This is a genomic window from Streptomyces sp. JLBT605, assembly GCF_058215555.1.
Map to the genome: position 1 here is coordinate 3,497,950 of NZ_CM177087.1, position 22,132 is coordinate 3,520,081.

23 protein-coding genes are annotated in these 22,132 nt (G+C 71.3%); 15 read left to right on the forward strand and 8 right to left on the reverse strand.

Going from position 1 to position 22,132, the window contains the following annotated elements; genetic code table 11:
• The first annotated feature begins 73 nt into the window (after positions 1-73).
• Both AC4BDD_RS15130 and AC4BDD_RS15135 read left to right on the forward strand, forming a co-directional pair.
• Positions 74-1,351 (forward strand): family 2 encapsulin nanocompartment cargo protein terpene cyclase, encoded by a 1,278-nt coding sequence (locus AC4BDD_RS15130; protein ID WP_490691529.1) that lies wholly within the window; start codon positions 74-76, stop codon positions 1,349-1,351.
• Positions 1,352-1,442: 91 nt separating this feature from the next.
• A complete protein-coding gene (locus AC4BDD_RS15135; RefSeq protein ID WP_490691530.1) occupies positions 1,443-2,303 on the forward strand; it encodes a geranyl diphosphate 2-C-methyltransferase in 861 nt (286 codons plus the stop codon).
• A gap of 65 nt (positions 2,304-2,368) precedes the next feature.
• On the opposite strand, the gene AC4BDD_RS15140 is transcribed toward AC4BDD_RS15135, so the two are convergent.
• Positions 2,369-3,139, reverse strand: coding sequence for a TetR/AcrR family transcriptional regulator (locus AC4BDD_RS15140; RefSeq protein ID WP_490691531.1), 771 nt, complete (start codon positions 3,137-3,139; stop codon positions 2,369-2,371).
• A gap of 156 nt (positions 3,140-3,295) precedes the next feature.
• Here AC4BDD_RS15140 and AC4BDD_RS15145 point away from each other — a divergent pair, with 156 nt between their 5' ends.
• From AC4BDD_RS15145 to AC4BDD_RS15185, 9 genes are all read left to right on the forward strand, one after another.
• Positions 3,296-4,885: an MFS transporter gene (locus tag AC4BDD_RS15145; protein WP_490691532.1), complete on the forward strand. Its 1,590-nt coding sequence runs from the start codon at positions 3,296-3,298 to the stop codon at positions 4,883-4,885.
• Between the two features lie 83 nt (positions 4,886-4,968).
• Positions 4,969-5,961 (forward strand): ABC transporter ATP-binding protein, encoded by a 993-nt coding sequence (locus tag AC4BDD_RS15150; protein ID WP_490691533.1) that lies wholly within the window; start codon positions 4,969-4,971, stop codon positions 5,959-5,961.
• Positions 5,958-6,677 (forward strand): ABC transporter permease, encoded by a 720-nt coding sequence (locus tag AC4BDD_RS15155; protein ID WP_490691534.1) that lies wholly within the window; start codon positions 5,958-5,960, stop codon positions 6,675-6,677. The genes AC4BDD_RS15150 and AC4BDD_RS15155 overlap by 4 nt, the downstream gene beginning before the upstream one ends.
• The gene (locus AC4BDD_RS15160) at positions 6,674-7,951 is read left to right on the forward strand and encodes a sensor histidine kinase (protein WP_490691535.1); all 1,278 of its coding nucleotides are present in this window, start codon (positions 6,674-6,676) and stop codon (positions 7,949-7,951) included. Before AC4BDD_RS15155 ends, AC4BDD_RS15160 begins: the two co-directional genes overlap by 4 nt.
• A complete protein-coding gene (locus tag AC4BDD_RS15165) occupies positions 7,948-8,553 on the forward strand; it encodes a response regulator (RefSeq protein WP_490691536.1) in 606 nt (201 codons plus the stop codon). Before AC4BDD_RS15160 ends, AC4BDD_RS15165 begins: the two co-directional genes overlap by 4 nt.
• A 136-nt stretch (positions 8,554-8,689) precedes the next feature.
• Positions 8,690-9,235: a toxin-antitoxin system HicB family antitoxin gene (locus AC4BDD_RS15170; RefSeq protein ID WP_490691537.1), complete on the forward strand. Its 546-nt coding sequence runs from the start codon at positions 8,690-8,692 to the stop codon at positions 9,233-9,235.
• A 75-nt stretch (positions 9,236-9,310) separates the two neighbouring features.
• Positions 9,311-10,147, forward strand: coding sequence for a DUF4097 family beta strand repeat-containing protein (locus tag AC4BDD_RS15175; protein ID WP_490691538.1), 837 nt, complete (start codon positions 9,311-9,313; stop codon positions 10,145-10,147).
• A gap of 101 nt (positions 10,148-10,248) precedes the next feature.
• Positions 10,249-11,265 carry an ATP-binding cassette domain-containing protein gene (locus AC4BDD_RS15180; RefSeq protein WP_490691539.1) on the forward strand — a complete coding sequence of 339 codons (1,017 nt, stop codon included), beginning with the start codon at positions 10,249-10,251 and terminating at the stop codon, positions 11,263-11,265.
• Positions 11,262-12,053 (forward strand): ABC transporter permease, encoded by a 792-nt coding sequence (locus AC4BDD_RS15185; RefSeq protein ID WP_490691540.1) that lies wholly within the window; start codon positions 11,262-11,264, stop codon positions 12,051-12,053. Before AC4BDD_RS15180 ends, AC4BDD_RS15185 begins: the two co-directional genes overlap by 4 nt.
• 39 nt (positions 12,054-12,092) lie before the next feature.
• On the opposite strand, the gene AC4BDD_RS15190 is transcribed toward AC4BDD_RS15185, so the two are convergent.
• Entirely contained in the window at positions 12,093-12,569 is a 477-nt protein-coding gene (locus AC4BDD_RS15190; RefSeq protein WP_490691541.1) for an SgcJ/EcaC family oxidoreductase, read from the reverse strand.
• A gap of 136 nt (positions 12,570-12,705) precedes the next feature.
• Here AC4BDD_RS15190 and AC4BDD_RS15195 point away from each other — a divergent pair, with 136 nt between their 5' ends.
• Positions 12,706-13,155 carry a MarR family winged helix-turn-helix transcriptional regulator gene (locus tag AC4BDD_RS15195; RefSeq protein ID WP_490691542.1) on the forward strand — a complete coding sequence of 150 codons (450 nt, stop codon included), beginning with the start codon at positions 12,706-12,708 and terminating at the stop codon, positions 13,153-13,155.
• 304 nt (positions 13,156-13,459) lie between these two features.
• On the forward strand, positions 13,460-14,521 hold the full coding sequence (locus AC4BDD_RS15200; RefSeq protein ID WP_490691543.1) for an acyltransferase family protein: 1,062 nt from the start codon (positions 13,460-13,462) through the stop codon (positions 14,519-14,521).
• Between the two features lie 135 nt (positions 14,522-14,656).
• Here AC4BDD_RS15200 and AC4BDD_RS15205 read toward each other — a convergent pair whose 3' ends face one another.
• Positions 14,657-15,274 (reverse strand): TetR/AcrR family transcriptional regulator, encoded by a 618-nt coding sequence (locus tag AC4BDD_RS15205; protein WP_490691544.1) that lies wholly within the window; start codon positions 15,272-15,274, stop codon positions 14,657-14,659.
• 80 nt (positions 15,275-15,354) lie between these two features.
• Between AC4BDD_RS15205 and AC4BDD_RS15210 the strand changes: the two genes are divergently transcribed.
• Entirely contained in the window at positions 15,355-16,689 is a 1,335-nt protein-coding gene (locus AC4BDD_RS15210) for an alpha/beta fold hydrolase (protein ID WP_490691545.1), read from the forward strand.
• A gap of 84 nt (positions 16,690-16,773) precedes the next feature.
• On the opposite strand, the gene AC4BDD_RS15215 is transcribed toward AC4BDD_RS15210, so the two are convergent.
• On the reverse strand, positions 16,774-17,901 hold the full coding sequence (locus AC4BDD_RS15215; RefSeq protein ID WP_490691546.1) for a MerR family transcriptional regulator: 1,128 nt from the start codon (positions 17,899-17,901) through the stop codon (positions 16,774-16,776).
• A gap of 62 nt (positions 17,902-17,963) precedes the next feature.
• Here AC4BDD_RS15215 and AC4BDD_RS15220 point away from each other — a divergent pair, with 62 nt between their 5' ends.
• On the forward strand, positions 17,964-18,632 hold the full coding sequence (locus tag AC4BDD_RS15220; protein WP_490691547.1) for an HAD family hydrolase: 669 nt from the start codon (positions 17,964-17,966) through the stop codon (positions 18,630-18,632).
• Positions 18,633-18,721: 89 nt separating this feature from the next.
• Here AC4BDD_RS15220 and AC4BDD_RS15225 read toward each other — a convergent pair whose 3' ends face one another.
• From AC4BDD_RS15225 to AC4BDD_RS15240, 4 genes are all read right to left on the reverse strand, one after another.
• Positions 18,722-19,072, reverse strand: a complete 351-nt coding sequence (locus tag AC4BDD_RS15225) for a helix-turn-helix domain-containing protein (RefSeq protein WP_277741832.1) — start codon at positions 19,070-19,072, stop codon at positions 18,722-18,724.
• 682 nt (positions 19,073-19,754) lie between these two features.
• The gene (locus AC4BDD_RS15230) at positions 19,755-20,072 is read right to left on the reverse strand and encodes an SCO5918 family protein (RefSeq protein ID WP_490691548.1); all 318 of its coding nucleotides are present in this window, start codon (positions 20,070-20,072) and stop codon (positions 19,755-19,757) included.
• Positions 20,073-20,120: 48 nt separating this feature from the next.
• Complete coding sequence (locus AC4BDD_RS15235) at positions 20,121-20,468, reverse strand: CBS domain-containing protein (RefSeq protein ID WP_490691549.1); 348 nt, start codon at positions 20,466-20,468, stop codon at positions 20,121-20,123.
• A gap of 47 nt (positions 20,469-20,515) precedes the next feature.
• A complete protein-coding gene (locus tag AC4BDD_RS15240; RefSeq protein WP_490691550.1) occupies positions 20,516-22,009 on the reverse strand; it encodes a DEAD/DEAH box helicase in 1,494 nt (497 codons plus the stop codon).
• Positions 22,010-22,132: the final 123 nt, after the last annotated feature.

A 22,132-nucleotide genomic window follows, 5' to 3' on the forward strand; every position in this document is an offset into this window, starting at 1 on the left:
CAGGCCGTCCCCAGGTCCCGAGTTCCCCCTCAGTCCCCCGGGGCCCTGGCGTCCTTCGAGAACGGAGAGAACGGTGTCACTGCTGTCCCGGATGATCGCGTCCAGCGCCGGCCATGAGGTGGCGGAGCTGGTGACCGCCGTGCTGTCCCAGCAGCGGGGCGGCGCGCCCCGGACCCTGCCCGGCTCCTTGAGCGGGCGGCGCGCCGGGGCCGGAGAAGGCGGGCGGAGCGGGGCCGTGGCGGGCGCCTTCGCCGGTCTGCCGCAGGGGCCGACCGGGCTGGGCACCTCCGCCGCCCGCGTCCGCCCCGCGCGGCCGGCCGGCGCCCGCCCCGAGACCACCCCCGCCGCTCATCCGGCCCCGGCAGCCTCCGGGCCATCGGACACGGCCGTTCCGGAGCTGTACTGCCCGCCACCGCTCCGGGACGATCCCGCGCTCGCCGAGGAGGTCAACGAGCGGCTGATCGAGTGGGCCGAGGAGGTCGGCATCTACGCCGGCCGGCTCGACCACGTACGCGGCGCCGACTTCGGGCGCCTGATGATGCTGGCCCATCCCGGCACCGACGACCCGGAGCGGCTGCTGGCCGCGGCCCGGTGCGCGCTGGCGGAGTGGGCCACGGACGACTACTACTGCGACGACGAGACCACCGGCACCACACCGGGACACCTCGGCTCGCACCTGGGCCTCGCCCACACGGCCATGGACCCGGTGCACCCCCCGCTCCGCTACCTGGCCGACGTGGAGAAGGGCCTGCGCGCCGACCCGGTCCGGGTCGCCCTGCGCTCCTCCTTCGCGCACCTGGCGCGCTACGCCGACTGGAGCCAGGTGGCCCGGCTCCGCCACGAGATCGACGTGCTGTTCGTCGGCTACGGCCAGGAGGGGGCGTGGCGGACCCAGGGCCGGATGCCCGCGGTCTGGGAGTACCTGGCGCACCGGCAGATCAACAGCTTCGTGCCCTGTCTGGCGCTGATCGACGTGGTGGACGGCTATCGGCTGACGGCCGAGGAGTACGCCGACCCGCGGGTGCGCCGCGCCCTCACCATGGCCGGCACCGCCAGCACGCTCGTCAACGACCTGTACTCGATGGCCAAGGAAGACCACGCCTTGGGCCAGGACTTCAACCTGCCCACGGTGATCGCCGCGGAGGAGCGGTGCTCACTGCGGGAAGCGGTGGCGCGGAGCGTGGAGATCCACGACGAGCTGGTCCATGGATTCGAGGCGGAGGCGGCCGCCCTCGCCCTCACCGGCTCCCCGGAGCTGCGCCGCTTCCTGGCGGGCGTGTGGGCCTGGCTCGGCGGCAACCGCGAGTGGCACAGCGGCAGCGCCCGCTACGCCGGCACCGACGCCGCCTGAACCACCCTCGCACCGCGTCCCCTTCGACCACCTCTCCCTGTTTCCCCGCAAGGTTTTCCCCGCAAGGCGTCAGCCGTAAGGAGCCCCACCGATGACCACCACTCCGGACACCACCGCTTCCGTCCTGCGCACCGACTACCAGCGGGCCGTCGCGACGTACTGGAACAACGAAAAGGACCCGGTCAACCTGCGACTCGGCGACGTCGACGGCCTCTACCACCACCACTACGGCCTCGGCGACTTCGACCCCTCCGTCCTGGAGGGCCCCGAGGAGACCCGGGACGGGCGCATCATCGAGGAGCTGCACCGGCTGGAGTCCGCCCAGGCGGATGTCCTCCTCGACCACCTCGGCCCCATCGCGCCCGACCACCGGCTGCTGGACGCCGGCTGCGGCCGGGGCGGGACCAGCATCATGGCCAACGCCCGCTTCGGCTGCCAGGTCGACGGCGTCTCCATCTCCCAGGCGCAGGTCGACTTCGCAGGCGGAGAGGCCCGCAAGCGCGGCGTGGACGGCAAGGTCCGCTACCACTTCCGCAACATGCTCGACACCGGCCTGCCCACCGGCGCGTTCCAGGCGATCTGGAACAACGAGTCCACCATGTACGTGGACCTGGAGCAGCTCTTCGCCGAACACGCCCGCCAGCTCGCCTACGGCGGCCGCTACGTCACCATCACCGGCTGCTACAACGACGTGACCGGCGGCCGCTCCAAGGCGGTCAGCCGCATCGACGAGCACTACACCTGCAACATCCACCCGCGCAGCGCGTACTTCAAGGCGCTCGCCGCCAACGGGCTGGTGCCGATCAACGTCGTCGACCTCACGGCCGCGACCATCCCCTACTGGGAGCTGCGGGCGAAGTCCTCGCTCGCCACCGGCGTCGAGGACCCGTTCCTGACCGCCTACCGCGAGGGCAGCTTCCACTACCTGCTGATCGCCGCGGACCGCATCTGAGGTGATCTGAGACAGCCGGCCGCGGTGGCGGGGAGGGCAGGGCGCCCTCCCCGCCACCGGTCGTTTCAGGCGCCGGGCGAGGGGAGCCGCAGGGCCAGGCCGTCGAGGACGACCTCGAGGCCGTAGGCGAACTTGCCGTCCCGGAGCTCGGCCGGGTCGGTGGTGGCGACGGGGGCGGCGTCGGAGTAGGCGTCGGCGAGGTGGGCGTGGTCGGCCGCGGCCTGCTGGGCGGCGGGCATGAGCCGGGCGATGAAGCCGGCCTCGGTCTCGCCGGAGCGGGCGATGGTGCTCAGCCAGGCGGCCTCGGTGGTGCTCATCCCGATGACGTACGACAGGACGGTGTCGATGGCGCGGCTGGGCTCGGGGAATCCGGCGGCCGCGAAGAGGGCGGCCAACCGGTCGGAGAAGGACATCAGGTTGGGGCCCAGGTAGGCCAGACCCGCCTGGCCGAGGACGGACGCCAGCCAGCGGTGGCGCAGCGCCGTGTCGCGGAAGGAGTGCGCGGCCTCGGTGACGGCGGCCCGCCAGCGGGGGTCGTCGGCATGGGCGTCCTGGGGGCCGAAGTCCGCGGCGGGGACGGTGATCTCGGCGGCGACCTCGTCCACCGCGAGCTCCATCAGCTCGTCCTTGGTGGCGACATGCCGGTAGAGGGAGGTGGCGCCGGCGTTCAGGCGGGCACCGAGCTTGCGCATGCTCAGGGCCTCGACGCCCTCGGCGTCCAGCATGGCGATCGCCTCCCGGACGATCGCGGCCCGGCTGAGCGCGGGCTGGTCGGGCTCGGGCCGCTGCCGTGCCCACACGGACGGGATCGGGTTCGGCTTGGACTTGGCGGCCATGGCGCTCCTCGGGCGGCGAATGGTGCGGGCGGTGCTCTCGCGCTGCGTACGGCGTTCCTCTTCAGCGTACAGGGATCAGTGTTGCGCACACTGTTCCGGTGTGCGTACAGTGTTCGCATCAAAGGATCGGTGTGCGCAAGTCGGAAGGAAGTCCTCATGGAAACCCGTCATCCACGTCGCTGGTGGATCCTGATCGTGCTGTGCCTGAGCACGCTGGTCCTGGTGGTCGACAACATGGCCCTGACCATCGCGGTGCCGGCGATGACCGAGGACATCGGCGCGAGCGCCCAGGACACCCAGTGGATCCTCGACTCCTACATCCTGGTCTTCGCCGGCCTCCTGCTCACCTCCGGCAGCCTCGGCGACCGGTTCGGCCGGCGGAAGGTGATGCTGATCGGCCTGCTGTTCTTCGGAGTGGCCTCACTGGCCGCGACCTTCTGCACCAGCCCCGGCGAAGTGATAGCCGTGCGGGTCGCGATGGGGGTCGGCGGCGCGCTGATCATGCCCTCGACGCTCTCCATCCTCATCACCGTCTTCGACGAGGCGGAGCGCGGCAAGGCGATGGCGGCCTGGAGCTCGGTGTCCATGCTCGGACTCGTCGGCAGCCCGGTGCTCGGCGGCGTGCTGATCGACCACTTCTCCTGGCACTCGATCTTCCTCATCAACGTGCCGGTCGTCGCGCTGGCCATCGTCGCCGGCCTCACCCTGATGCCGGAGTCCAAGGGCCCCTGGGCCAAGCCCGACCCGCTCGGCGCGGTGCTGTCCGCCGTCGGCATGACCGCGCTGGTGTGGTGGATCATCGCCCTCCCGGAGCACGGCGCCCTCGGCGGCCGGTCGACCGTCACCCTGGCCGTCGCGGTCGTCGCCCTGGTGGCCTTCGTGATCTGGGAGAACACCACCGCCTCGCCGATGGTGCCGCTGGTCCTCTTCAAGAACCGTGACTTCACCGGCGGTTCGCTCTCCCTGGCCCTGGTGCAGATCGGCAACGGCGGCCTGCTGCTGGTGCTCACCCAGTACCTGCAGTCCGTCCTCGGCTACTCGCCGATCAAGGCCGGCCTGGCCTTCGTCCCGCTGGCCGTCACCGCGCTGGTCGGCAACGTCGCCGGTGCCCAGCTCGCGGCGAAGATCGGCAACCGCCTGCTGATCCTGGCCGGGATGCTGCTGATGGTCGGCTCCTTCGCGCTGCTGACCACCGTCACCGCCGACACCGGCTTCACCGTCCCGGCCATCGCGCTCGGCCTGCTCGGCCTCGGCGCGGGTCTGGCGATGCCGGCCGCGGTCGGCGCGCTGATGGGCACCATCCCGCCGGAGAAGGCGGGCGTCGGTTCGGCCCTGAACGACACCATCCAGCAGGCCGGCACCGCGCTGGGCATCGCGATCCTCGGCTCGCTGCTCTCCAGCGGCTTCGCCCGCGAGATGCCCGACGACGCGCCCGAGCAGGCCAAGCACTCCATCGCCGACGCGCTGGCCGCCGCCCACGGCGACGCCGGGCTGATCCGCGCCGCCCGGGAAGCCTTCGCCACCTCCATGTCGACGACCTTCACCATCAGCGCCGTCGGCGTCCTCGCCGCCGCCCTGCTGGCCACCCTCGTCATGCGCGACAACAAGCCGGGGTCCACCCCGCAGACCGCCCCCGAGTCCACCCCGGAGACTGCCCTGGAGGCCGCCCCCGAGTCCGCCCCGGAGGCCGCCCGAGAGTCCGCTCCGGAGCCGGCCGCGGCGCGGGAGACCGACCTCACCGCCTGACCCACCCCCAGGACATTTGTCACCGCCGACTCCGTACATGCGCATCTGCCGAGGCCACCGCCGGAATCCGTAGCGTCTGGGACATGACGCAGCAACCAGGGACCGCCCCCGCGGTGCACTTCGCCGGGGCGGTCAAGGAGTTCGGAGCGGTACGTGCCGTGGCCGGCATCGACCTCGACATACAGCGCGGCGAGACCGTCGCCCTCCTCGGCCGCAACGGCGCCGGCAAGTCGACGACGATCGGCCTGCTCCTCGGCCTGAACGAGCCGGACACCGGCCGGGTCCGGCTCTTCGGCGAGGCTCCCGAGCGTGCCGTACGGTCCGGCCGGGTCGGCGCGATGCTCCAGGACGGCCGCCCGGTGCCCCGCGTCACCGTCCGCGAGCTCGTCGCGTTCGTCGCGCGTACCTACCCCCACCCGATGCCCGTTGCCGAGGCCCTGGAACTCGCCGGTCTCACCGAGCTGGCCGACCGCCGCGTCGACCGGCTCTCCGGCGGCCAGGCCCAGCGCGTCCGGTTCGCCGTCGCCCTGGCCGGCGGCCCCGAGCTGATCGTCCTCGACGAGCCGACCGCCGCCCTGGACGTCGAGGCGCGGCACGCCTTCTGGGACTCCATGCGCGCCTACGCCCGCCGCGGGAACACCGTGCTGTTCTCCACCCACTACCTGGAGGAGGCCGACGCGCACGCCGACCGGATCGTCGTCATCGACCGCGGCCGGATCGTCGCCGACGGCAGCGGCGAACAGCTCAAGCAGGCGGCCGGCGGCAGCCTCGTCTCCTTCGAACTGACCGGCCGTTCCAGCGAGGGGCTCGCCCGACTGCCCGGCGTCGCCGCGGTGGAGATCCGTGGGGATCGCGCCCGGCTGCGTACGGACGACTCCGACGCCACCGTCGTCGCACTGGTCGCGCTCGGCGGCTTCCGGCGCCTGGAGGTGACCCACGGTTCGCTCGACGACGCCTTCCTCGCCCTGACGTCCGAGCCGGTGGCATCCGGCTCGGCGACTTCCGGCTCGGCGACCTCAGCCTCACCGACCTCCGCCCCGCTGACCTCCGCCCCGGCACTGGAGACCGCCCGATGATCGCCGAGTACGTGAAGCTGGAAGTCCGCCGCTCGCTGCGCGACACGGGATTCGTCGTCTTCGGCATGGGGATGCCGGTGCTGATGTACCTGCTCTTCAGCAACGTCGGTGACGGCGCCGGGAAGTGGGAGACGGCCGGCATGGTCGGCATGGCCGCGTACGGGGCGCTGGGCGCCGCCCTGTCCACGGGGACGGGCGTCGCCGAGGACAAGTCGACCGGCTGGCTGCGGCAGCTGCGGATCATCCCGCTGAGCCCCCGCCAGGTGGTGGCCGGGCGGGCGGTGACCGGCTCGGTGGTCGTGCTGCCGGCCATCGTCGCGGTGCTGGCGGCCGGTGCCCTGGTCAACGGCGTGCGGATGGACGCCTGGCAGTGGCTGCTGCTGACCGTGCTGCTCTGGGCCGGCTCGCTGCCCTTCACCCTCCTCGGCATCGGCAACGGCTACCGGCTCTCGGCCCAGAGCACGGGCGTGGTGAACGTGGCGTGCAACCTGGGGCTCGCCGTCCTCGGCGGGCTGTGGTTCCCGGTGGGCGACTTCCCCGGCTGGCTGCGCTCGGTGGCCCAGTACACCCCCACCAACCGCTTCGCCGACCTGGGTTGGTCGGCTTCGGACGGCAGCGCACCCGGCCTCGTCAGCTGCGCGGTGCTGACCGGCTGGCTGCTGGTGTTCGGCGCGTACGCGGTGACCTCGTACCGTCGGTCGGCGAGGACCGCATGATCGGGGGGACGATGTTCGGGAACGACCGGAAGGACCGCACGGAGCGACCGGGCCGGGCGCGCTTCGCGCGCAGGGGCTGCCGCGGGACCGAGGCCCCCGGGCCGCCCGGCGGTTTCGCCATGCTGCCCTGGCTGCTGATGGGACTGGGTGCCTTCTCCAACCTCCTCCAAGGCGAGACGCCCAACCCCTGGGCCGGCGTTCTCGGACTGCTGGTCTTCAACTCCCTCTACATCGCGGTGGTCTTCCGGGCCTTCGACAAACAGGCCCGGGAGGCGGCGGCCACCCGCTGGATGCTGGTCGTGATGGGCGCGGTCACCCTCGGGCTCGCCGGCGGCTACGGCGGTGACTGGCTGCTGTTCTTCCCGCTGCTGAGCCTGGCCACCGGGTCGGTGCTGCGGAGCCGCCGGCTTCCCCAGGTGATCATGCCGTTGAGCGCGGTGGCCGGGATCACCGCCGGGCTGCACGACGGCTGGGACGCCATCTCCGTGGCCTACGGCACGCTGCTCTCCGGAATGGTCACCTCCGTGATCCTCCGGCTCTCCGAGACGGTCCACGAGTTGCACGCCACCCGTCAGGAGCTGGCCCGCGGCGCGGTCGAGAAGGAACGGCTCCGGTTCTCCCGTGACCTGCACGATCTGCTCGGGCACACGCTGTCGGTGATCGTGGTCAAGTCCGAGGCCGCGCGCCGGCTCGCGCCACGGGACATGGGCGCCGCGCTGACGCAGATCTCCGACATCGAGGCGGTCGGCCGGCAGGCCCTGACCGAGATCCGCGAGGCGGTCACCGGCTACCGCGAGGGCAGCCTCGTCACCGAGCTCGACCGGGCCCGCTCGGCGCTCACCGCGGCCGGAGTCGAGCCCGTCGTACGGCAGTCGGGTCCGCCGCTGGAGCCGCAGGCCGAAGCGCTGCTGAGCTGGGTGGTCCGGGAGGCCGTCACCAATGTCATCCGGCACGCCGCCGCCACCCGCTGCGAGATCGAGGTGGCCGGCGACTCCGAACGGGCCCGGCTGATGATCAACGACGACGGGCGGGGCGTAGGCTCGGGCACGCCCGGCAGCGGGCTGAAGGGCCTGACCGAGCGGGTCGCGGCGGCCGGTGGCTCACTGCGATCGGGTCCCGCGCCACGGCGCGGCTTCCAGGTCGTCGCCGAGCTGCCGATCACTGAGCTGCCGATCGCCGAACTGCCGGTCGGGGAGCCGGCGGTGGGGGAGCCCTCGGTCGGGGAGCCGCCGGTGGGGGAGCGGGCCGCCGCCGAGAAGGAGCACACTGGATGATCACCGTCCTACTGGCCGAGGACCAGGGCATGATGCGCGGAGCCCTGGCCCTGCTGCTCGGGCTCGAGGAGGACATCGAGGTGGTCGCCCAGGTGTCCCGGGGCGACGAGATCCTGGACGCCGCGCTCGCCGCACGTCCCGACGTGGCGCTGCTGGACATCGAACTGCCCGGCCGCAGCGGCCTGGACGCGGCCGCCGAGCTCCGCGGCCGGCTCCCCGACTGCCGGGTGATGATCCTGACGACCTTCGGCCGGCCCGGCTATCTGCGCCGGGCGATGGAGGCGGGGGCCACGGGCTTCCTCGTCAAGGACGGGCCGGTCGAGGAGTTGGCCGACGCGATACGCCGGGTGCTGGCCGGTGAGACGGTGATCGACCCGGCGCTGGCCGCGGCGGCACTGAGCGCGGGCCCGAACCCCCTCACCGCGCGCGAGCGGGACGCGCTGGGCGCCGCGGTGGACGGAGCGACGATCGCCGACATCGCGGCGAAGCTCCATCTGTCGGAGTCGACGGTGCGCAACTACCTGTCCTCGGCGATCGGCAAGACGGGCACCCGCAACCGCATGGAAGCGGTCCGCGCCGCCCGCCGGCAGGGCTGGCTGTAGGCCCTGAACGAGCTCCCGCGCGGAGCGGCGCCACATGGCGCCACATGGTGCCAAGCGGCGCCACGACGGCGGCAATCTGCGCCACTCTGGCGCCATAGTCCTTGCGATGGTGCCACCGTGGTGCCATGATGGCGTCATGGACCTCACGCCGTATGTGAACAACCTCCGGCATCAGCTCGCCGACGCCGCGGACGCCGGCGGCGACGAAGCCCGTGCCCTGGCCGAGCGGCTCACCACACCCCTGGAATCGGCCGCCCGGCTGATCCTGCTGAACGCGCTCTCCGCGGCCATGGCGGAGGTCACCAGGGACCTGGCGCCGGGATCGGTCGACGTACGGCTGCGCGGGCTCGACCCCGAGTTCGTCGTGACAGCACCGCCGGCCCAGGAGCCGTACGCGGAAGCCGACGAGCGTGCGGGCGCGCCGGGCGGTGTGCGGGCCCCCGCGCCGCCCGCCCCGCCCGCGTCTTCGGAGGCCGACGAGGGCGGCACCGCGCGCATCAACTTCCGCCTGCCCGCCCACCTCAAGACCCGGGTCGAGGAGGCCGCGGCGCAGGAGGGGCTCTCGGTCAACGCCTGGCTGGTGCAGGCCGTAGGAACCGCCCTCGAACCCGGCGCGGCGCACCGCACACCGGACCGCGGCCGCCCGCGGGGCCGGCAGGGCTACACGGGCTGGGTCCGCTAGGGCGCACCGCACCACCTTTCCTTCACCCCGCCACCGGCGGGATCGCACTCCCAGAGCCATGAGGACGGGACAGCCATGCCTACTTTCGACACGCCCGAACCCATCTCCGTCACCCTCGAATTCGAGATGGGGTCCGCTCGGATCATCGCCGGCAAGCGTCTGGACACGGTCGTGGAGGTGCTGCCGAGCGACAGTGGCAGGGACGCCGACGTGCGCGCCGCGCAGCAGACCAAGGTCACCTGCTCGGACGGCAGGTTGCTGGTCAAGGGCCCCAAGAAGCGTTCGCTGTTCGGCAGGGGCGGGTCGCTGGAGGTGACCATCGAGCTGCCGGCCGGCTCCGACGTCCTGGCCGTGTCGCCGATGGCGGACTTCGCCTGTGCCGGTCCGCTCGGGGAGTGCCGGCTCAAGACCTCGTTCGGCGCCATCCGGGTGGACGCGGCGGCAGCCGTGAACCTGCGGACCGACTACGGCGACATCCGCGTGGACCAGGTGTCCGGGGACGCCGAGGTCGTCGGTGTGGGGCGGATCGAGATCGGGGAGATCGCGGGCGCCGCGGTGGTCAAGAACGGCAACGGCGAGACCACGATCGGCGAGGTCACCGGCGCCCTGCGGACCAGCAGCGCCAACGGCCGCATCTCCGTCGGAGTCGCGCACGCCGGAGTCGAGGCCAAGTCCGCCAACGGCGGCATCCGGATCGGCGAGGTGGCGCGCGGCCGGTGCGAGCTCCAGTCAGCCGCCGGCTCCATCGAGGTCGGCATCCGTGAGGCCACCGCCGCCTGGCTCGACGTCAACACCCGCTACGGCACCGTACGCAACTCCCTGAGCTCCGCCGAGGGCCCCGAAGCCTCGGAGGAGACCGTCGAGGTGCGCGCCCGCACCGCCGTCGGCGACATCGTGATCCACCGCTCCTGACCGGCCACCACCCCACCCCCGTGATGACCAGCCACCGCACCGGGTTACCGGGCCCCACCGCCGGATCACCGGCCACACCACCGGAATGAGGCATGACTGTCATGACCGCACCATGCGCGACCAGCACCGCCTCGGCGATCGACGCCATCGGGTTGTCCAAGTCCTATGGCGCCAAGGTGGTGCTGGACGGCGTCGACCTCACCATCCCCGAGGGCACGGTCTTCGCGCTGCTCGGCCCCAACGGCGCCGGCAAGACCACCACCGTGCAGATCCTCTCCACCCTCGTCCCGGCGGACGCCGGCCAGGTGCGGATCGCCGGCCACGACCTGGTCCGCGACCCTGACGGCGTGCGCCGTGCGATCGGCGTCACCGGCCAGTTCTCCGCGGTGGACAACCTGCTGACCGCCGAGGAGAACCTGCGCCTCATGGCGGACCTGCGCCATCTGGGCCGCCACGAAGGGCGCCGGCGCACCGTCGAACTGCTGCGCCGCTTCGATCTGCTGGACGAGGCCAAGCGGCCGGCGGCCACCTTCTCCGGGGGCATGCGGCGCAAGCTCGACCTGGCGATGACCCTGGTCGGCGATCCGCGGGTGATCTTCCTCGACGAGCCGACCACCGGGCTCGACCCGCGCAGCCGGCGCACCATGTGGGAGACCATCCGCGGTCTGGTCGAGGACGAAGGCGTCACGATCTTCCTGACCACGCAGTACCTGGACGAGGCCGACGAACTCGCCGACCGCATCGCCGTGCTGGATCAGGGGAGGATCGTCGCCGAGGGCACCGCGGAGGATCTGAAGCGCCGCATCCCCGGCGGCCACATCCGCCTCCGGTTCGCCGACGCGCAGGCGCTCGACGCGGCTGCCGACCTCTTCGGCGTCGTCACCCGGACGGAGGCGCTCACCCTCCATGTCCCCAGCGACGGCAGCATCCCCACCCTCCGTGCCGTCCTGGACATCCTCGACAACGCGTCGGTCCAGGCCGAGGAGCTCACCGTCCACACCCCCGATCTCGACGACGTCTTCCTCACCCTCACCGGCCGCCCCCGGCCCGGCGACGGCGCCCCCGTCCTCGCCCCCGCCACCACCTCCGCCACCACCCCCGAGGAGAAGGTCCGATGAGCGCCCTGCCCTACGCGGTCAGCGACTCGATGACGATGCTGCGGCGCAACCTCAAGCGCGCGCTGCGTTATCCGTCGCTGACGGTGGCGGTGATCGCGATGCCGGTCATGATGCTCCTGCTGTTCAACTACGTGTACGGCAACGCCCTGGGATCGGGCATCAGCGCCCTGCCCACCGGAGGCGGCGATTACATCGACTACGTCGCCCCCGGCATCATCCTGATGGCCGCGACCTCCGGGGCGCTGGCCGCGGCCGTCAGCGTCTGCGTGGACAAGACCGAAGGCATCGTCAACCGCTTCCGCACCATGCCGATCTCCCGGTCGTCGTTCCTGACCGGGCATGTCGTCGGCAGTGTGATCCAGACGCTGGTCTGCCTCGTCCTCGTCATCGGCATAGCGCTGCTGACCGGCTTCCGGCCCACCGCCACCCCCGTCGAGTGGCTCGCGGCCGCCGGCCTGCTCGCCCTGCTCACCCTCGCGCTCACCTGGCTGTCGGTCGCCATGGGCCTGGTGGCCAAGACGGTCGAGTCCGCGAGCAACATGCCCATGCCGCTCACCCTGCTCCCCCTCATGGGCAGCGCCATCGTCCCGACCGACTCGATGCCCACCGGCCTGCGCTGGTTCGCCGAATACCAGCCCTTCACGCCGCTCATCGAGACGCTGCGGGGCCTGCTGATGGGCACCGGGATCGGCAACAGCGCGCTCACCGCGCTCGCCTGGTGCACCGGCCTCGCCCTGGTCGGCTATGTGTGGGCGCGCTCGGCCTTCAACCGCGGCATCACCGCCTGACCGGTCTCGGCCGGGGTGGTCAGGGCAGAGCCCGGGTGGTCAGGACCGGGCCGCGGTCGCCGGCCCGGCGGGCACCGTTCGCGGCTGGAACCTGAAGGAGATCGCCTCCATGAGGCGGTTGTGCTTGGTCTTCTGGACGGCCGCGATGCGCCAGGCGCCGCCGGTGTCGCGGACGAGGGTGTAGGTGGCGCGCTTGGCCAGGCGCTTGGGCGCCTTCTTGGCGACCTCACCGCGGGTGACGACGACGGCGGTGTCCGGGGTGAGCATGCGGCTCTCGACGATCTCCAGGTGGAGGCGGGTGCCTTTCAGGAAGCTGTCGAAGAGCGCCTGGTGGGCGCGGCCGATGTCGTCGGCGCCGCGGTAGACGGTGCCGACGAAGGTGACGTCGGTGGCGTCGGGGGTGAAGCAGGCGCCGTAGGCGGCGCCGTCGCCGTGCTCCCAGGCGTCCTGGCTGCGGCGCAGGACGGCGGCGATCTCCATGGCGGCGGCGGTGTTCATGGCGGCGGCGGTGTTCATGGCGGTGCGGTCCTTTCGTGGTGACGAATGGAACGGACGGAACGTGCGGTGCCCTTCGCGTAGACTCTTCCTTGGAGAGCTTTCTTCGTTCAGGAAGTCTCTTCTCTGAGGAAGAGATTAGGGAGTGGGTGACCGGATGTCAACGGATGCGGAGACCGCGCGCGTCTACCGTCGATACCTGAGCGCGGTGATGCTGCACGGCCATGCCGGCGCAAAGGCCTGCGGGCTCGGCGCGACGGACCTGTACGCGCTGAACATCCTCGAACTGGCCGGGCCCATGACCCCCGGTGAACTCGGCACCCGCACCGGCCTGACCACCGGTCCCACCACCCGGCTGATCGACCGGCTGGAGCAAGCCGGCTACGTCCGCCGCGCCGCCGACCCCGCGGACCGCCGCAAAGTCATCGTCGAGCCCATCGGCAAACCGGCCGAACTGGATGAGGTCATGGCCCCCGCCCGCGAGCGGATCGCCGAGATCCTCCGCGGCTACAGCCCCGACCAGCTGGCAGTCCTCTTCGACTACTTCCACCGCGCGGCCGACGCCTATCAGCACACGGCCCAACAGCTCCGCGCCGACCAGCCCTGACCCGGCCCCCGGCGACCCGGCCTTCCGGTGGCGACGTGCGGAAAGCCCCTCGGCCCCGCCGTGGCTTGATCTTGACGCACGTCACACCCAGCGGAAATTTACGGACCCGCGTTCATGTGACTAGGGTGCCCGCTGATGCAGCGCTCAGCCATGTTCCCCGTATTTTCCGTTAGACGCCGGACTTGCTCAAAAAGTTGCCCCAGGAGGTCCGGTGGATGATGTGACGCCCGGAGCCCGCGCCTTGCGCGCTCCCCTGCCTCCCGTCAGTGAGGCGGAAACCGAGAGACCCGCGCACGCGCGGGAAGTGAGGACCACGCCACCCGCGGGCGCGGCCGCCAAGCCGGGGAAGCAGCGCGACGCGTTCTTCGACAACGCCAAGTTCATGGCGATCGTGCTGGTCGCCATGGGGCATGCCTGGGAGCCGCTGCGCGACGACAGCAGGCTGGCCGCGGCGCTGTACATCACCGTCTACGCCTTCCACATGCCGGCGTTCATCGTCATCTCCGGGTACTTCTCCCGCAGTTTCGACATGCGCCCGGACCGGCTGAAGCGTCTGGTCACCGGCGTGGCCGTGCCGTATGTCGTCTTCGAGACCGCCTACACCTTCTTCAAGCGCTGGGCCGACGACGACCCGACCTTCGACTTCAGCCTGCTCGACCCCTGGTACCTGACCTGGTTCCTGATCGCGCTGTTCGTCTGGCGGATGACCACCCCCCTGTGGAAGATCGTCCGCTGGCCGATTCCGCTGGCGCTCCTCGTCGCCATGCTCGCCAACGTCTCCCCCGACATCGGCGACGACCTCGACATGCAGCGCGTCCTGCAGTTCATGCCCTTCTTCGTCGTCGGCCTGTGCCTCAAGCGCCACCACTTCGACCTGGTGCGCGGCATCAAGGCCCGCAAGCTCGCCGTCCCGGTCTTCGCCGGCGCGCTGCTGGTCGCCTACTGGGCGGCGCCGCGCATGAACGCCGCCTGGTTCTACCGCCGCGACAGCGCGCAGGAACTGGGCGCGCCGTGGTGGGACGGCGTGGCCATGACGCTCGCGATGTTCGGCTGCTCGATCGTGCTGACCGCGTGCTTCTTCGCCTGGGTCCCCAAGCGGCACATGTTCTTCACCATCCTCGGCGCCGGCACGCTCTACGGCTATCTGCTGCACGGCTTCCTCGCCAAGGGCTCCCGCTTCTGGGAGTGGTACGACCACGACTGGATCCACCGCCCCCTCGGCGAGCTCACCGTCACTCTCGCCGCCGCGACCGTGGTCACCGTGTTGTGCACGCCGCCGGTGCAGCGCGTGTTCCGCTTCGTGATGGAACCGAAGATGCCGTGGGCGTTCAAGCAGGAGCAGCCCGCGCTGGGCGGCCGCGGCTGACGCCGGGGCGCGTCAAGGCCCGGACAGCCGGGCAGGCCTTCTTCGAACCGGACCAGACGGGGTGGCGGCCATGCGGCCGCCACCCCGCTGTCGTGTCATGGGGGGTGTGGCGTGGCGGGTCGGCCGCGATCAGCGTTACGGGGCCGGGTCGGCGTCTCGAAGGCCCCGGAAGATCTCGGGGGTCGTCCAGCCGCGCAGCGTTGCGGGAATCGTCGATCGGAAGGTGGCCTCGGCGGTGGCGGCGTCGAAGGCGCCGGCCAGTTCGAGAGTGACGAGCCCGTGGAGGGTCACCCAGAGCGAGAGGGCGATGGACGTCGCCTCGCCGGCGAGGACGGACGCCGTCAGGGCGCGATCGATCGCCGCGAGGAGCGGCCCGATGGGGTCACTGGTGCCGACCGGGCCCGACGGGTCGAAGGATTGCACTCCGCCGAAGAGCACCGTGTAGAGGTGGCTGTGTTCGCGTCCCCATCGACGGTATGCGGCGGCCAGCGCGTAGAGGTCGGCGAGGGGGTCCTCGGAGGCCGGCGCCGCCGACACCTCCTGGAACAGGCCGGCGACGGCCCTGTTGCGCACCTCGCCGATCAGCCCGTCCTTGCCGCCGAACAAGGAGTACACCGCCGTCGTCGACGCCCCCGCGGCAGCGGCCAGGGCGCGGACGGTGACCGACTCCTGCGGACGGGTGGCGAGCATCTCGGTCGCGCTCGCCACAAGGCGCTCTCTGACGGTGTCGTCGTTCGTTCTCGGCCTACCCACGGTGAACAGCGTACTTTCTCTGATAACGTCGTTTTGAAACAGCGTTCTGAAACAAAGTTCCGAAACGGCTGGAGATCGTCATGCCCCCGTCCGTGATACGTGCCATCCGCTTGGCCGGTCGCCTGCTGCTGGCTCTGGCCGCCGTCGCGGGGCTGGTCGTCCTCTTCCTGGCGCTCATCGTCCTCACGGACGGGGCCGGTCGGGGGATCCCCGCGTGGCTGACCACCGCTGGAGTCGCGACTGGCGCCGCGCTGTGGTGGGGTCGGCGCCGTACCCGGCCGGCGCGGCTGGTGCCGTTCCTGCCCGTGGTCGTCGCGGCGGCGCTGACGGCGTCGGTCTGCGTCCCGACCGAGCCCACGGACCGCCGGTACCCGCCCGACCTGCCCTTCGTGGCCACCCAGCACTGGAAGCTGGCCACCGGCAGCCGGGTCGCGGTGTACCACTACCCGCCCGCGAAGGCCGGCAGCCGACACCCCGTTCCGTTCGTGTACCTCAACGGCGGGCCGATTCGCGGCATCTCGGTCCTCGACCACCGGTTCCTGCGACTCCTGGCACGACAGGGCTACGACGTCTACGCCTACGAGCAGGCCGGCGGAGGGCGAAGCGACCTGCTTCCCATGGGGCAGTACACGATTTCCCGGTCGGTCCGCGATCTCGCCGCCTTCGTCGACCGCCTGGGCAAGGGCAGGGTCGACATCCTCGGATTCTCCTCAGGCGGCGTGGTGCTCACGCGAGCCCTGGCCGAGCCGCGCGTCGCCGCACGTCTGCACCGGGCGATCATCGCCGAGCCCGGCCCGATGGACGGCCCCACCGCGGACATCACCGGGCACAAGGGCCGGAAATCCGCGCGCGGCCTCGCGCCGGCCATGACCGGACCGCGGTCGACACACGTCCCCCGCTACGCCGTCGCGTTCGGCCTCATGCGCCTGGGGCTTCTCACCCCCGACACCGGGCTGATCGGACAGGCCGAGGGCGTCAACGCGTTCACCGCCGCCGATCTCGGCAGCGACACCGCATCCGCCTACTGCGCACGCGACGCGCACCGCATCCCCGTCGAGGACACGGAAGAGAACTTCTCCTTCAGCGCCGCCGCCAGCCTCCGCATCCAGGAGACGATCAAGGACTCTCCCTCCATCGCCCCGCGACTGCGGCACTCCCGGACCCCCGCGATGCTGATGATCGCCGAGTGCTCCTCCCAGGTCCGCCAATGGGCGACCGCCACCCTCGCCAACGATCCCGCCATCCGGCGCACGCAGTACATGCCCGGCGTCGGACACCACATGTGGAACGGCCTCGACGACAACAACGACCGAGCCGCCGCCGTCGTCAGCGCCTTCCTCCAGAACAAGCCGGCACCCCTGCCGGACTACCCGACCCGCGGCGAGATCCCCGCCTTCCTCCGCGACCACAAGTGACGACGACCCGCTGCCCGTCAGCCGCTCGGCATGCTCGACAGACCCGGCGAGGATTTTCCTCGCGGCGTCTTCGCACCCGATCGTTCAGGCTACGAGCAGGCGGAGGCCGAGCTCCGCCGCGTCGAGGGCGACGAGGTCGCGGTTGCGCTCGGCCCACCGGCCCGAGGAAAGGTCGTCGCGGAGCCTGCTCACCGCCCGCCGCTCGGCCTCCGGTCCGACTCTCGTCCACACCGATACCGCGCGGCGCACATGGTCGTCCAGGTAGGCCTCGGGCCTGCGCCAGTGCGCCTCGAAGAAGCCGTCGGCGCAGTCCCAGGGGATGAGCACCGGCTCCGCGCGGCCCCCGATCGCGTGGGTCAGGTCGGCCAGTGAAGGCCAGTCGGCGAGGAGGTCCGCGAATTCCGGCAGGTAGTCGCGGGTGAGCCAGAACCGCTGGAGCCAGCCGGTGCTACTGGCGTCGTAGGTGAACACCACCACGCGGCGGGCCACCCGCCGCATCTCGCGCAGCCCGGCGACAGGGTCCGGCCAGTGGTGAACGGTGCTGACCGCCATGGCGGCGTCGAAGGACTGGTCCTCGAACGGGAGGCTCTCCGCACTGGCGGCCACGCAGGGCGCCGCGCCCGCGGGACGCTGCGCCCGCATGACCGCCGATGGTTCCACCGCCGTGACGTCGCGGTCCGGGGGCTCGTAGGAGCCGGTGCCTGCCGCGACGTTGAGAACCGTCCGGGCGTCCCCGAGCGCCTCCCAGATCCTGGCGGCGATCCGCGGCTCGGTGCGCCGCGTCGCCGGGTACGCGGAGCCGATCGACTCGTACAACTGCGCGCCGAACACGCCCAGCTGCTCCTCCGGCGTCGTCCTGATCCCCATCGCCCGTGCCTCCAGTTCCCTGTCGATGGCCGTCACCATGGCGTCCGCGCGGTCGCGCTGTTCCCGCAACATGCCGCGCAGCCGGCACAGGTGCGCGACCGTGTCGGTTGCCGGGTCGTCCACCAGATCCGCTATCTCGCGCAATCCGAAGCCCAGCCGCCGGTAGCCGAGCACCTCCCGCAGCCGCTCCACGTCGCCCGCCGAGTAGGCCCGGTATCCAGCCCCGGTCCGCGCGGACGGCCGCACGAGGCCGATCTCGTCATAGTGATGCAGCGTGCGGACGCTCACGCCGGCCAGCTCGGCCACACGCCCCACGGTCAGGTGCTCTTCCACGCCCCCGACCATGCGGCATGACGTCACGTGAGGGTCAAGCGCTCCGCCGGCCCGGCGCCTGGCATGATCGATGAGTGACCAGTGAATCCGTGCGGCCTCGCGGCACGAGGTACGTCCTGTTCGATGTCGATGGCACATTGATCGACGCTCTGGACAACCAGCGCCGGGTGTGGCGGACGTGGGCGGAGCGCTACGGGCTGGACCCGGACGAGGTCTACAGGGTGGCCCTGCGGACCAGGCCCACCGAAACCTTCGCGCGGGTCGCTGCGGGCCACGACCCGCGGGAGTGCCTGGCCATGCTGCACGAACTGGAGGACGAGGACGTCCGGTCCGGCCACTACGCGGCCTTCGACGGTGCGGCAGAGGTGCTGCGCGGCCTGCCGCCGGGGTCCTGGGCGCTGGTGACCTCGAACTACGAGCACCGGGTACGCGGCCGCTTCCTGCGGACGGGCCTGCCGACACCGGAGCTGATCGTGGACGCGGCCGCTGTCGAGGAGGGCAAGCCCTCTCCCGTTCCGTATCTGCGGGCCGCCGCGCGACTGGGTGCCGAGCCGGGAGACTGCCTGGTCATCGAGGACGCGCCGTCCGGAGTGCGGTCCGGGCTGCGTGCCGGTATGACGGTGTGGGGCGTGAACGCCGCCGACGCGGTGGAGGGCGTGCACCGCCACTTCGAGAGCCTGCGCGAAGCAGTCCCGCACATCCTGGCCTTCGCGTCCGTCCCCTCCGGCAACGCCGTGGCATGAGCCCGTCCGGCGGCCCACGGCATCACCGGTGGAGGGCGTTGCCGGATTCGCTCATACGTCAGCCTTGCCTGTTGCCCAGTCGACCGCGATCAGCTCGAACCGGGGCGGGAACTGTCCGACGCTTCCTTCGCGGCACGGCGGTACTCGGCGTTGATGCGCTGAGCTTCCTCAAGCTGGTCCTCAAGGATGACGATGCGGCAGGCAGCCTCGATCGGGGTTCCCCTGTCGACGAGCTCGCGGGCGCGAGCGGCGATCCGCAGTTGGTAGCGGGAGTACCGGCGATGTCCGCCTTCCGAGCGCAGCGGAGTGATCAGACGAGCCTCACCGATGGCTCGGAGGAACGCGGGAGTCGTGCCGAGCATTTCGGCGGCCCGGCCCATGGTGTATGCCGGGTAGTCGTCGTCGTCCAGACGATCGCTGAGTGGAGTGTCTGCTGCCATGTCACCTCGCTGTGCAAACGCGTCGAGGGGCCCTGGTGCCGTACGGCACCAGGGCCCCGAAGGAAATTCAACACCATCTGTCGGCCCTAATGCTGTGCCGACCTTCTGTTTCCGCTACCCGGCCCGTGAAGGGGGGTGCGGGGATCGCGGCTGCGTGACCGGGGACCACCATCCAATCCGGGGTCTTGCGGTACCCGGACCGAGAGCTTCCCGGGCCGGGCGATCCTGATGGCGTCTGCTCCTCCGTCCTTCCTCTGAACCAACCACTGGGTGAACGGGTACTGCGGTACCGCATCGGTGATGCTGGTGGCAGCCCCTCGACCTGCGGGCTGCCCAGTACGGCTCTCAGCCCCGTCACCGTTCTGCGAACACCTTGGCTTCGGAGCTCCAGAGCCGCACTGACCTGCGAACTTCAGGTACTGCTACCCGCCAGTTCGTGTCTGCCGGGTCTCACTTGACCGTGTCAACGAGAAAAAGGTTAACCGCACTGGGGGTCAATGTCTACTCTGGCAAGAGTAGATTTTCGTGTTCGCAGGCCACAGGCAGCCTGTGGCCTGCGATAACGGGTGGGAACAAGTCGTCGTGGGCGGCGAGACGGCGGGGCGGCGAAACGGCGATGAGGGCCCTGCCGACGCGCGTCGGCAGGGCCCTCACCGGGTCTCTGGTGGCGGATTTCCGCCTGTCACCACCCCTCTGTGGAGGCGGCGCCCCCGAGCAGCACCGAGGCGGTCCGGAGCGGAGTGGGGACATCCACCGGCGCGGCCTCGATCGGGCCGTGGCAGGTGAAGCCGAGGCGGGTCATGGCCCGGACGACTTCGCCGCTGGTGAAGTCGCGGCGGTCCTGTCGGGTGATGACCTGGCCTACTTGCTTGACCGGGTAGCGGCGGCGGCCGATGGTCACGGACTCACCCGTGACGAGCTCGGGCCTGACGCCCTTCATCGAGGCCAGCACCCCGCTCTTGGTCAACTCGAACGGGTACCGGGCGATGACACAGTGCATGACGCCTCACAGAGAAGGAGGAGGACGGGCTGGACCGGGCGAGGTGGATCAGCGGGCGAGGGTGAGGACGTTCGGGGTCCGGCCGTGCTCACCGGCGGCGCCGGGCCGAGCGCCGGGCGAGGTGAACGGTCCGGCGGGGACGTCCCGCAGACGAATCCGGTCCGTGTAGGCGGGGCTGTCGCGGAGAACGGCGAGCCGGGCCAGGGTGATCAGACCAGTGCTCTGGTCGTCCCCGTCGCAGAGGACGAGGTGATCGACACGGGCACCCGCCATGAGGGACAGAGCCACCTCGACCGTCATGTCGTCACGGACCCGAGGTCCGGACGCGGTCCTGTCGTCGACCACGGCTTTGGGGGCGGGGTCCACTGCACGGTGCTGGGCCTGAGTCGGCGTCATAGGTGCCTCCTACCGGAAGGGGGTGTGGGCTGGTGATCGCGGCGGCTCTAGGCAGCCGAGCCGAAGCCGGTCCGCCGCTGTGCCCTGGGGCGCGCTGCTTCGCCGACGGGCCGGCCCTGGCCGGCGTGGCTCCGGCGACCCCGACGTCCCTGGGACGAAGAAGACGCGCCGCGGGGACGTTCCCCGCCAGGCGCGGTGACGACGACCGGGACACCGGAAGGGGCCTGGGCGCCGGTGATGCGGCTCAGCTCCGCCTCACCCGAACGTACCTGGGCGACCCGGGGGGTGATGCCCGCCGAAGCCATCAGGCGGCTCATACCGCGACGCTGATCAGGTGTCACCAGGGTGACGACGCTGCCGGACTCGCCGGCGCGGGCCGTACGGCCGCCGCGGTGCAGGTAGTCCTTGTGGTCACTGGGGGGATCCACATTGACGACCAGGTCGAGATTGTCGACATGGATCCCGCGCGCCGCGACGTTGGTCGCCACCAGCACCGTCACATGCCCGCTCTTGAACTGGTCCAGGGTCCGGGTGCGCTGCGGCTGGGACTTGCCACCGTGCAGCGCCGCGGCGCGGACACCATTGCTCAGCAGGTGCTTGGTCAGCCGGTCCACCGCGTGCTTGGTGTCGAGGAACATGATCACTCGACCGTCTCGCGCCGCGATCTCGGTGGTCGTCCGATGCTTGTCCGCGTCGTGCACATGGAGTACGTGGTGCTCCATCGTGGTGACCGCGCCTGCCGACGGATCGACGGAGTGGACCACCGGGTCCGTCAGGTAGCGGCGGACCAGCAGGTCGACGTTGCGGTCCAGGGTGGCCGAGAAGAGCATCCGCTGCCCATTGGGTCGTACCTGGTCGAGCAGGGCGGTGACCTGGGGCATGAAGCCCATGTCGGCCATCTGGTCGGCCTCGTCGAGGACCGTGATGCCGACGTCGCCCAGCCGGCAGTCGCCCCGGTCGATGAGGTCCTTGAGCCGCCCGGGCGTCGCGACGACCACCTCGGCCCCGGCACGCAGCGCACCGGCCTGCCTGCCGATGGACATTCCGCCGACGACGGTGGCCAGCCGCAGGCTCACGGAGCGAGCGTAGGGAGTGAGCGCGTCGGTGACCTGTTGGGCGAGCTCGCGGGTGGGGACGAGGACGAGGGCGAGCGGCTGCCGTGGCTCGGCACGCCGCCCCGCAGTACGGACCAGTACGGCGAGGCCGAAAGCGAGGGTCTTGCCCGAGCCGGTGCGGCCACGGCCCAGTACGTCACGACCGGCCAGGGAGTTCGGCAGGGTCGCCGCCTGGATCGGGAACGGTGCGGTCACGCCTTCCCGGCCGAGCGTGGCCAACAGAGGTGCGGGCATGGCGAGATCGGCGAACGACGCGACGGCGGGCAGCGCGGGCGTGATCGTCTTCGGCGGCGCGAACTCGCCCCGTACGGCCCGTCCGGCCCGTCGATTTCCGTAGTCCTTGGAACGGCGCGGACCACCGGAGCGGTTGGCGCCGGCGCCTCCTCCGAAGCGGTCATGCGTGTGGGTCGTGTGGGCACGCTTCATGCGGAACCTTCCTTGACGAGTGCACGTGGCGAGGAGCTCTCGCAGCAGATGAGCGGCACAGAGAACCTCGAGACGAGCCGAATGCGAAGTGGGCTGAGTCGTGCCGACGGGGAATGTGTAACC

Coding starts and splice junctions, on each gene's coding strand:
- AC4BDD_RS15135 (WP_490691530.1), top strand. CDS start 1,443: ATGACCACCACTCCGGACACCACCGCTTCCGTCCTGCGCACCGACTAC.
- AC4BDD_RS15140 (WP_490691531.1), bottom strand. CDS start 3,139: ATGGCCGCCAAGTCCAAGCCGAACCCGATCCCGTCCGTGTGGGCACGG.
- AC4BDD_RS15145 (WP_490691532.1), top strand. CDS start 3,296: ATGGAAACCCGTCATCCACGTCGCTGGTGGATCCTGATCGTGCTGTGC.
- AC4BDD_RS15150 (WP_490691533.1), top strand. CDS start 4,969: ATGACGCAGCAACCAGGGACCGCCCCCGCGGTGCACTTCGCCGGGGCG.
- AC4BDD_RS15155 (WP_490691534.1), top strand. CDS start 5,958: ATGATCGCCGAGTACGTGAAGCTGGAAGTCCGCCGCTCGCTGCGCGAC.
- AC4BDD_RS15160 (WP_490691535.1), top strand. CDS start 6,674: ATGATCGGGGGGACGATGTTCGGGAACGACCGGAAGGACCGCACGGAG.
- AC4BDD_RS15165 (WP_490691536.1), top strand. CDS start 7,948: ATGATCACCGTCCTACTGGCCGAGGACCAGGGCATGATGCGCGGAGCC.
- AC4BDD_RS15170 (WP_490691537.1), top strand. CDS start 8,690: ATGGACCTCACGCCGTATGTGAACAACCTCCGGCATCAGCTCGCCGAC.
- AC4BDD_RS15175 (WP_490691538.1), top strand. CDS start 9,311: ATGCCTACTTTCGACACGCCCGAACCCATCTCCGTCACCCTCGAATTC.
- AC4BDD_RS15180 (WP_490691539.1), top strand. CDS start 10,249: ATGACCGCACCATGCGCGACCAGCACCGCCTCGGCGATCGACGCCATC.
- AC4BDD_RS15185 (WP_490691540.1), top strand. CDS start 11,262: ATGAGCGCCCTGCCCTACGCGGTCAGCGACTCGATGACGATGCTGCGG.
- AC4BDD_RS15190 (WP_490691541.1), bottom strand. CDS start 12,569: ATGAACACCGCCGCCGCCATGAACACCGCCGCCGCCATGGAGATCGCC.
- AC4BDD_RS15195 (WP_490691542.1), top strand. CDS start 12,706: ATGTCAACGGATGCGGAGACCGCGCGCGTCTACCGTCGATACCTGAGC.
- AC4BDD_RS15210 (WP_490691545.1), top strand. CDS start 15,355: ATGCCCCCGTCCGTGATACGTGCCATCCGCTTGGCCGGTCGCCTGCTG.
- AC4BDD_RS15215 (WP_490691546.1), bottom strand. CDS start 17,901: ATGGTCGGGGGCGTGGAAGAGCACCTGACCGTGGGGCGTGTGGCCGAG.
- AC4BDD_RS15225 (WP_277741832.1), bottom strand. CDS start 19,072: ATGGCAGCAGACACTCCACTCAGCGATCGTCTGGACGACGACGACTAC.
- AC4BDD_RS15230 (WP_490691548.1), bottom strand. CDS start 20,072: ATGCACTGTGTCATCGCCCGGTACCCGTTCGAGTTGACCAAGAGCGGG.
- AC4BDD_RS15235 (WP_490691549.1), bottom strand. CDS start 20,468: ATGACGCCGACTCAGGCCCAGCACCGTGCAGTGGACCCCGCCCCCAAA.
- AC4BDD_RS15240 (WP_490691550.1), bottom strand. CDS start 22,009: ATGAAGCGTGCCCACACGACCCACACGCATGACCGCTTCGGAGGAGGC.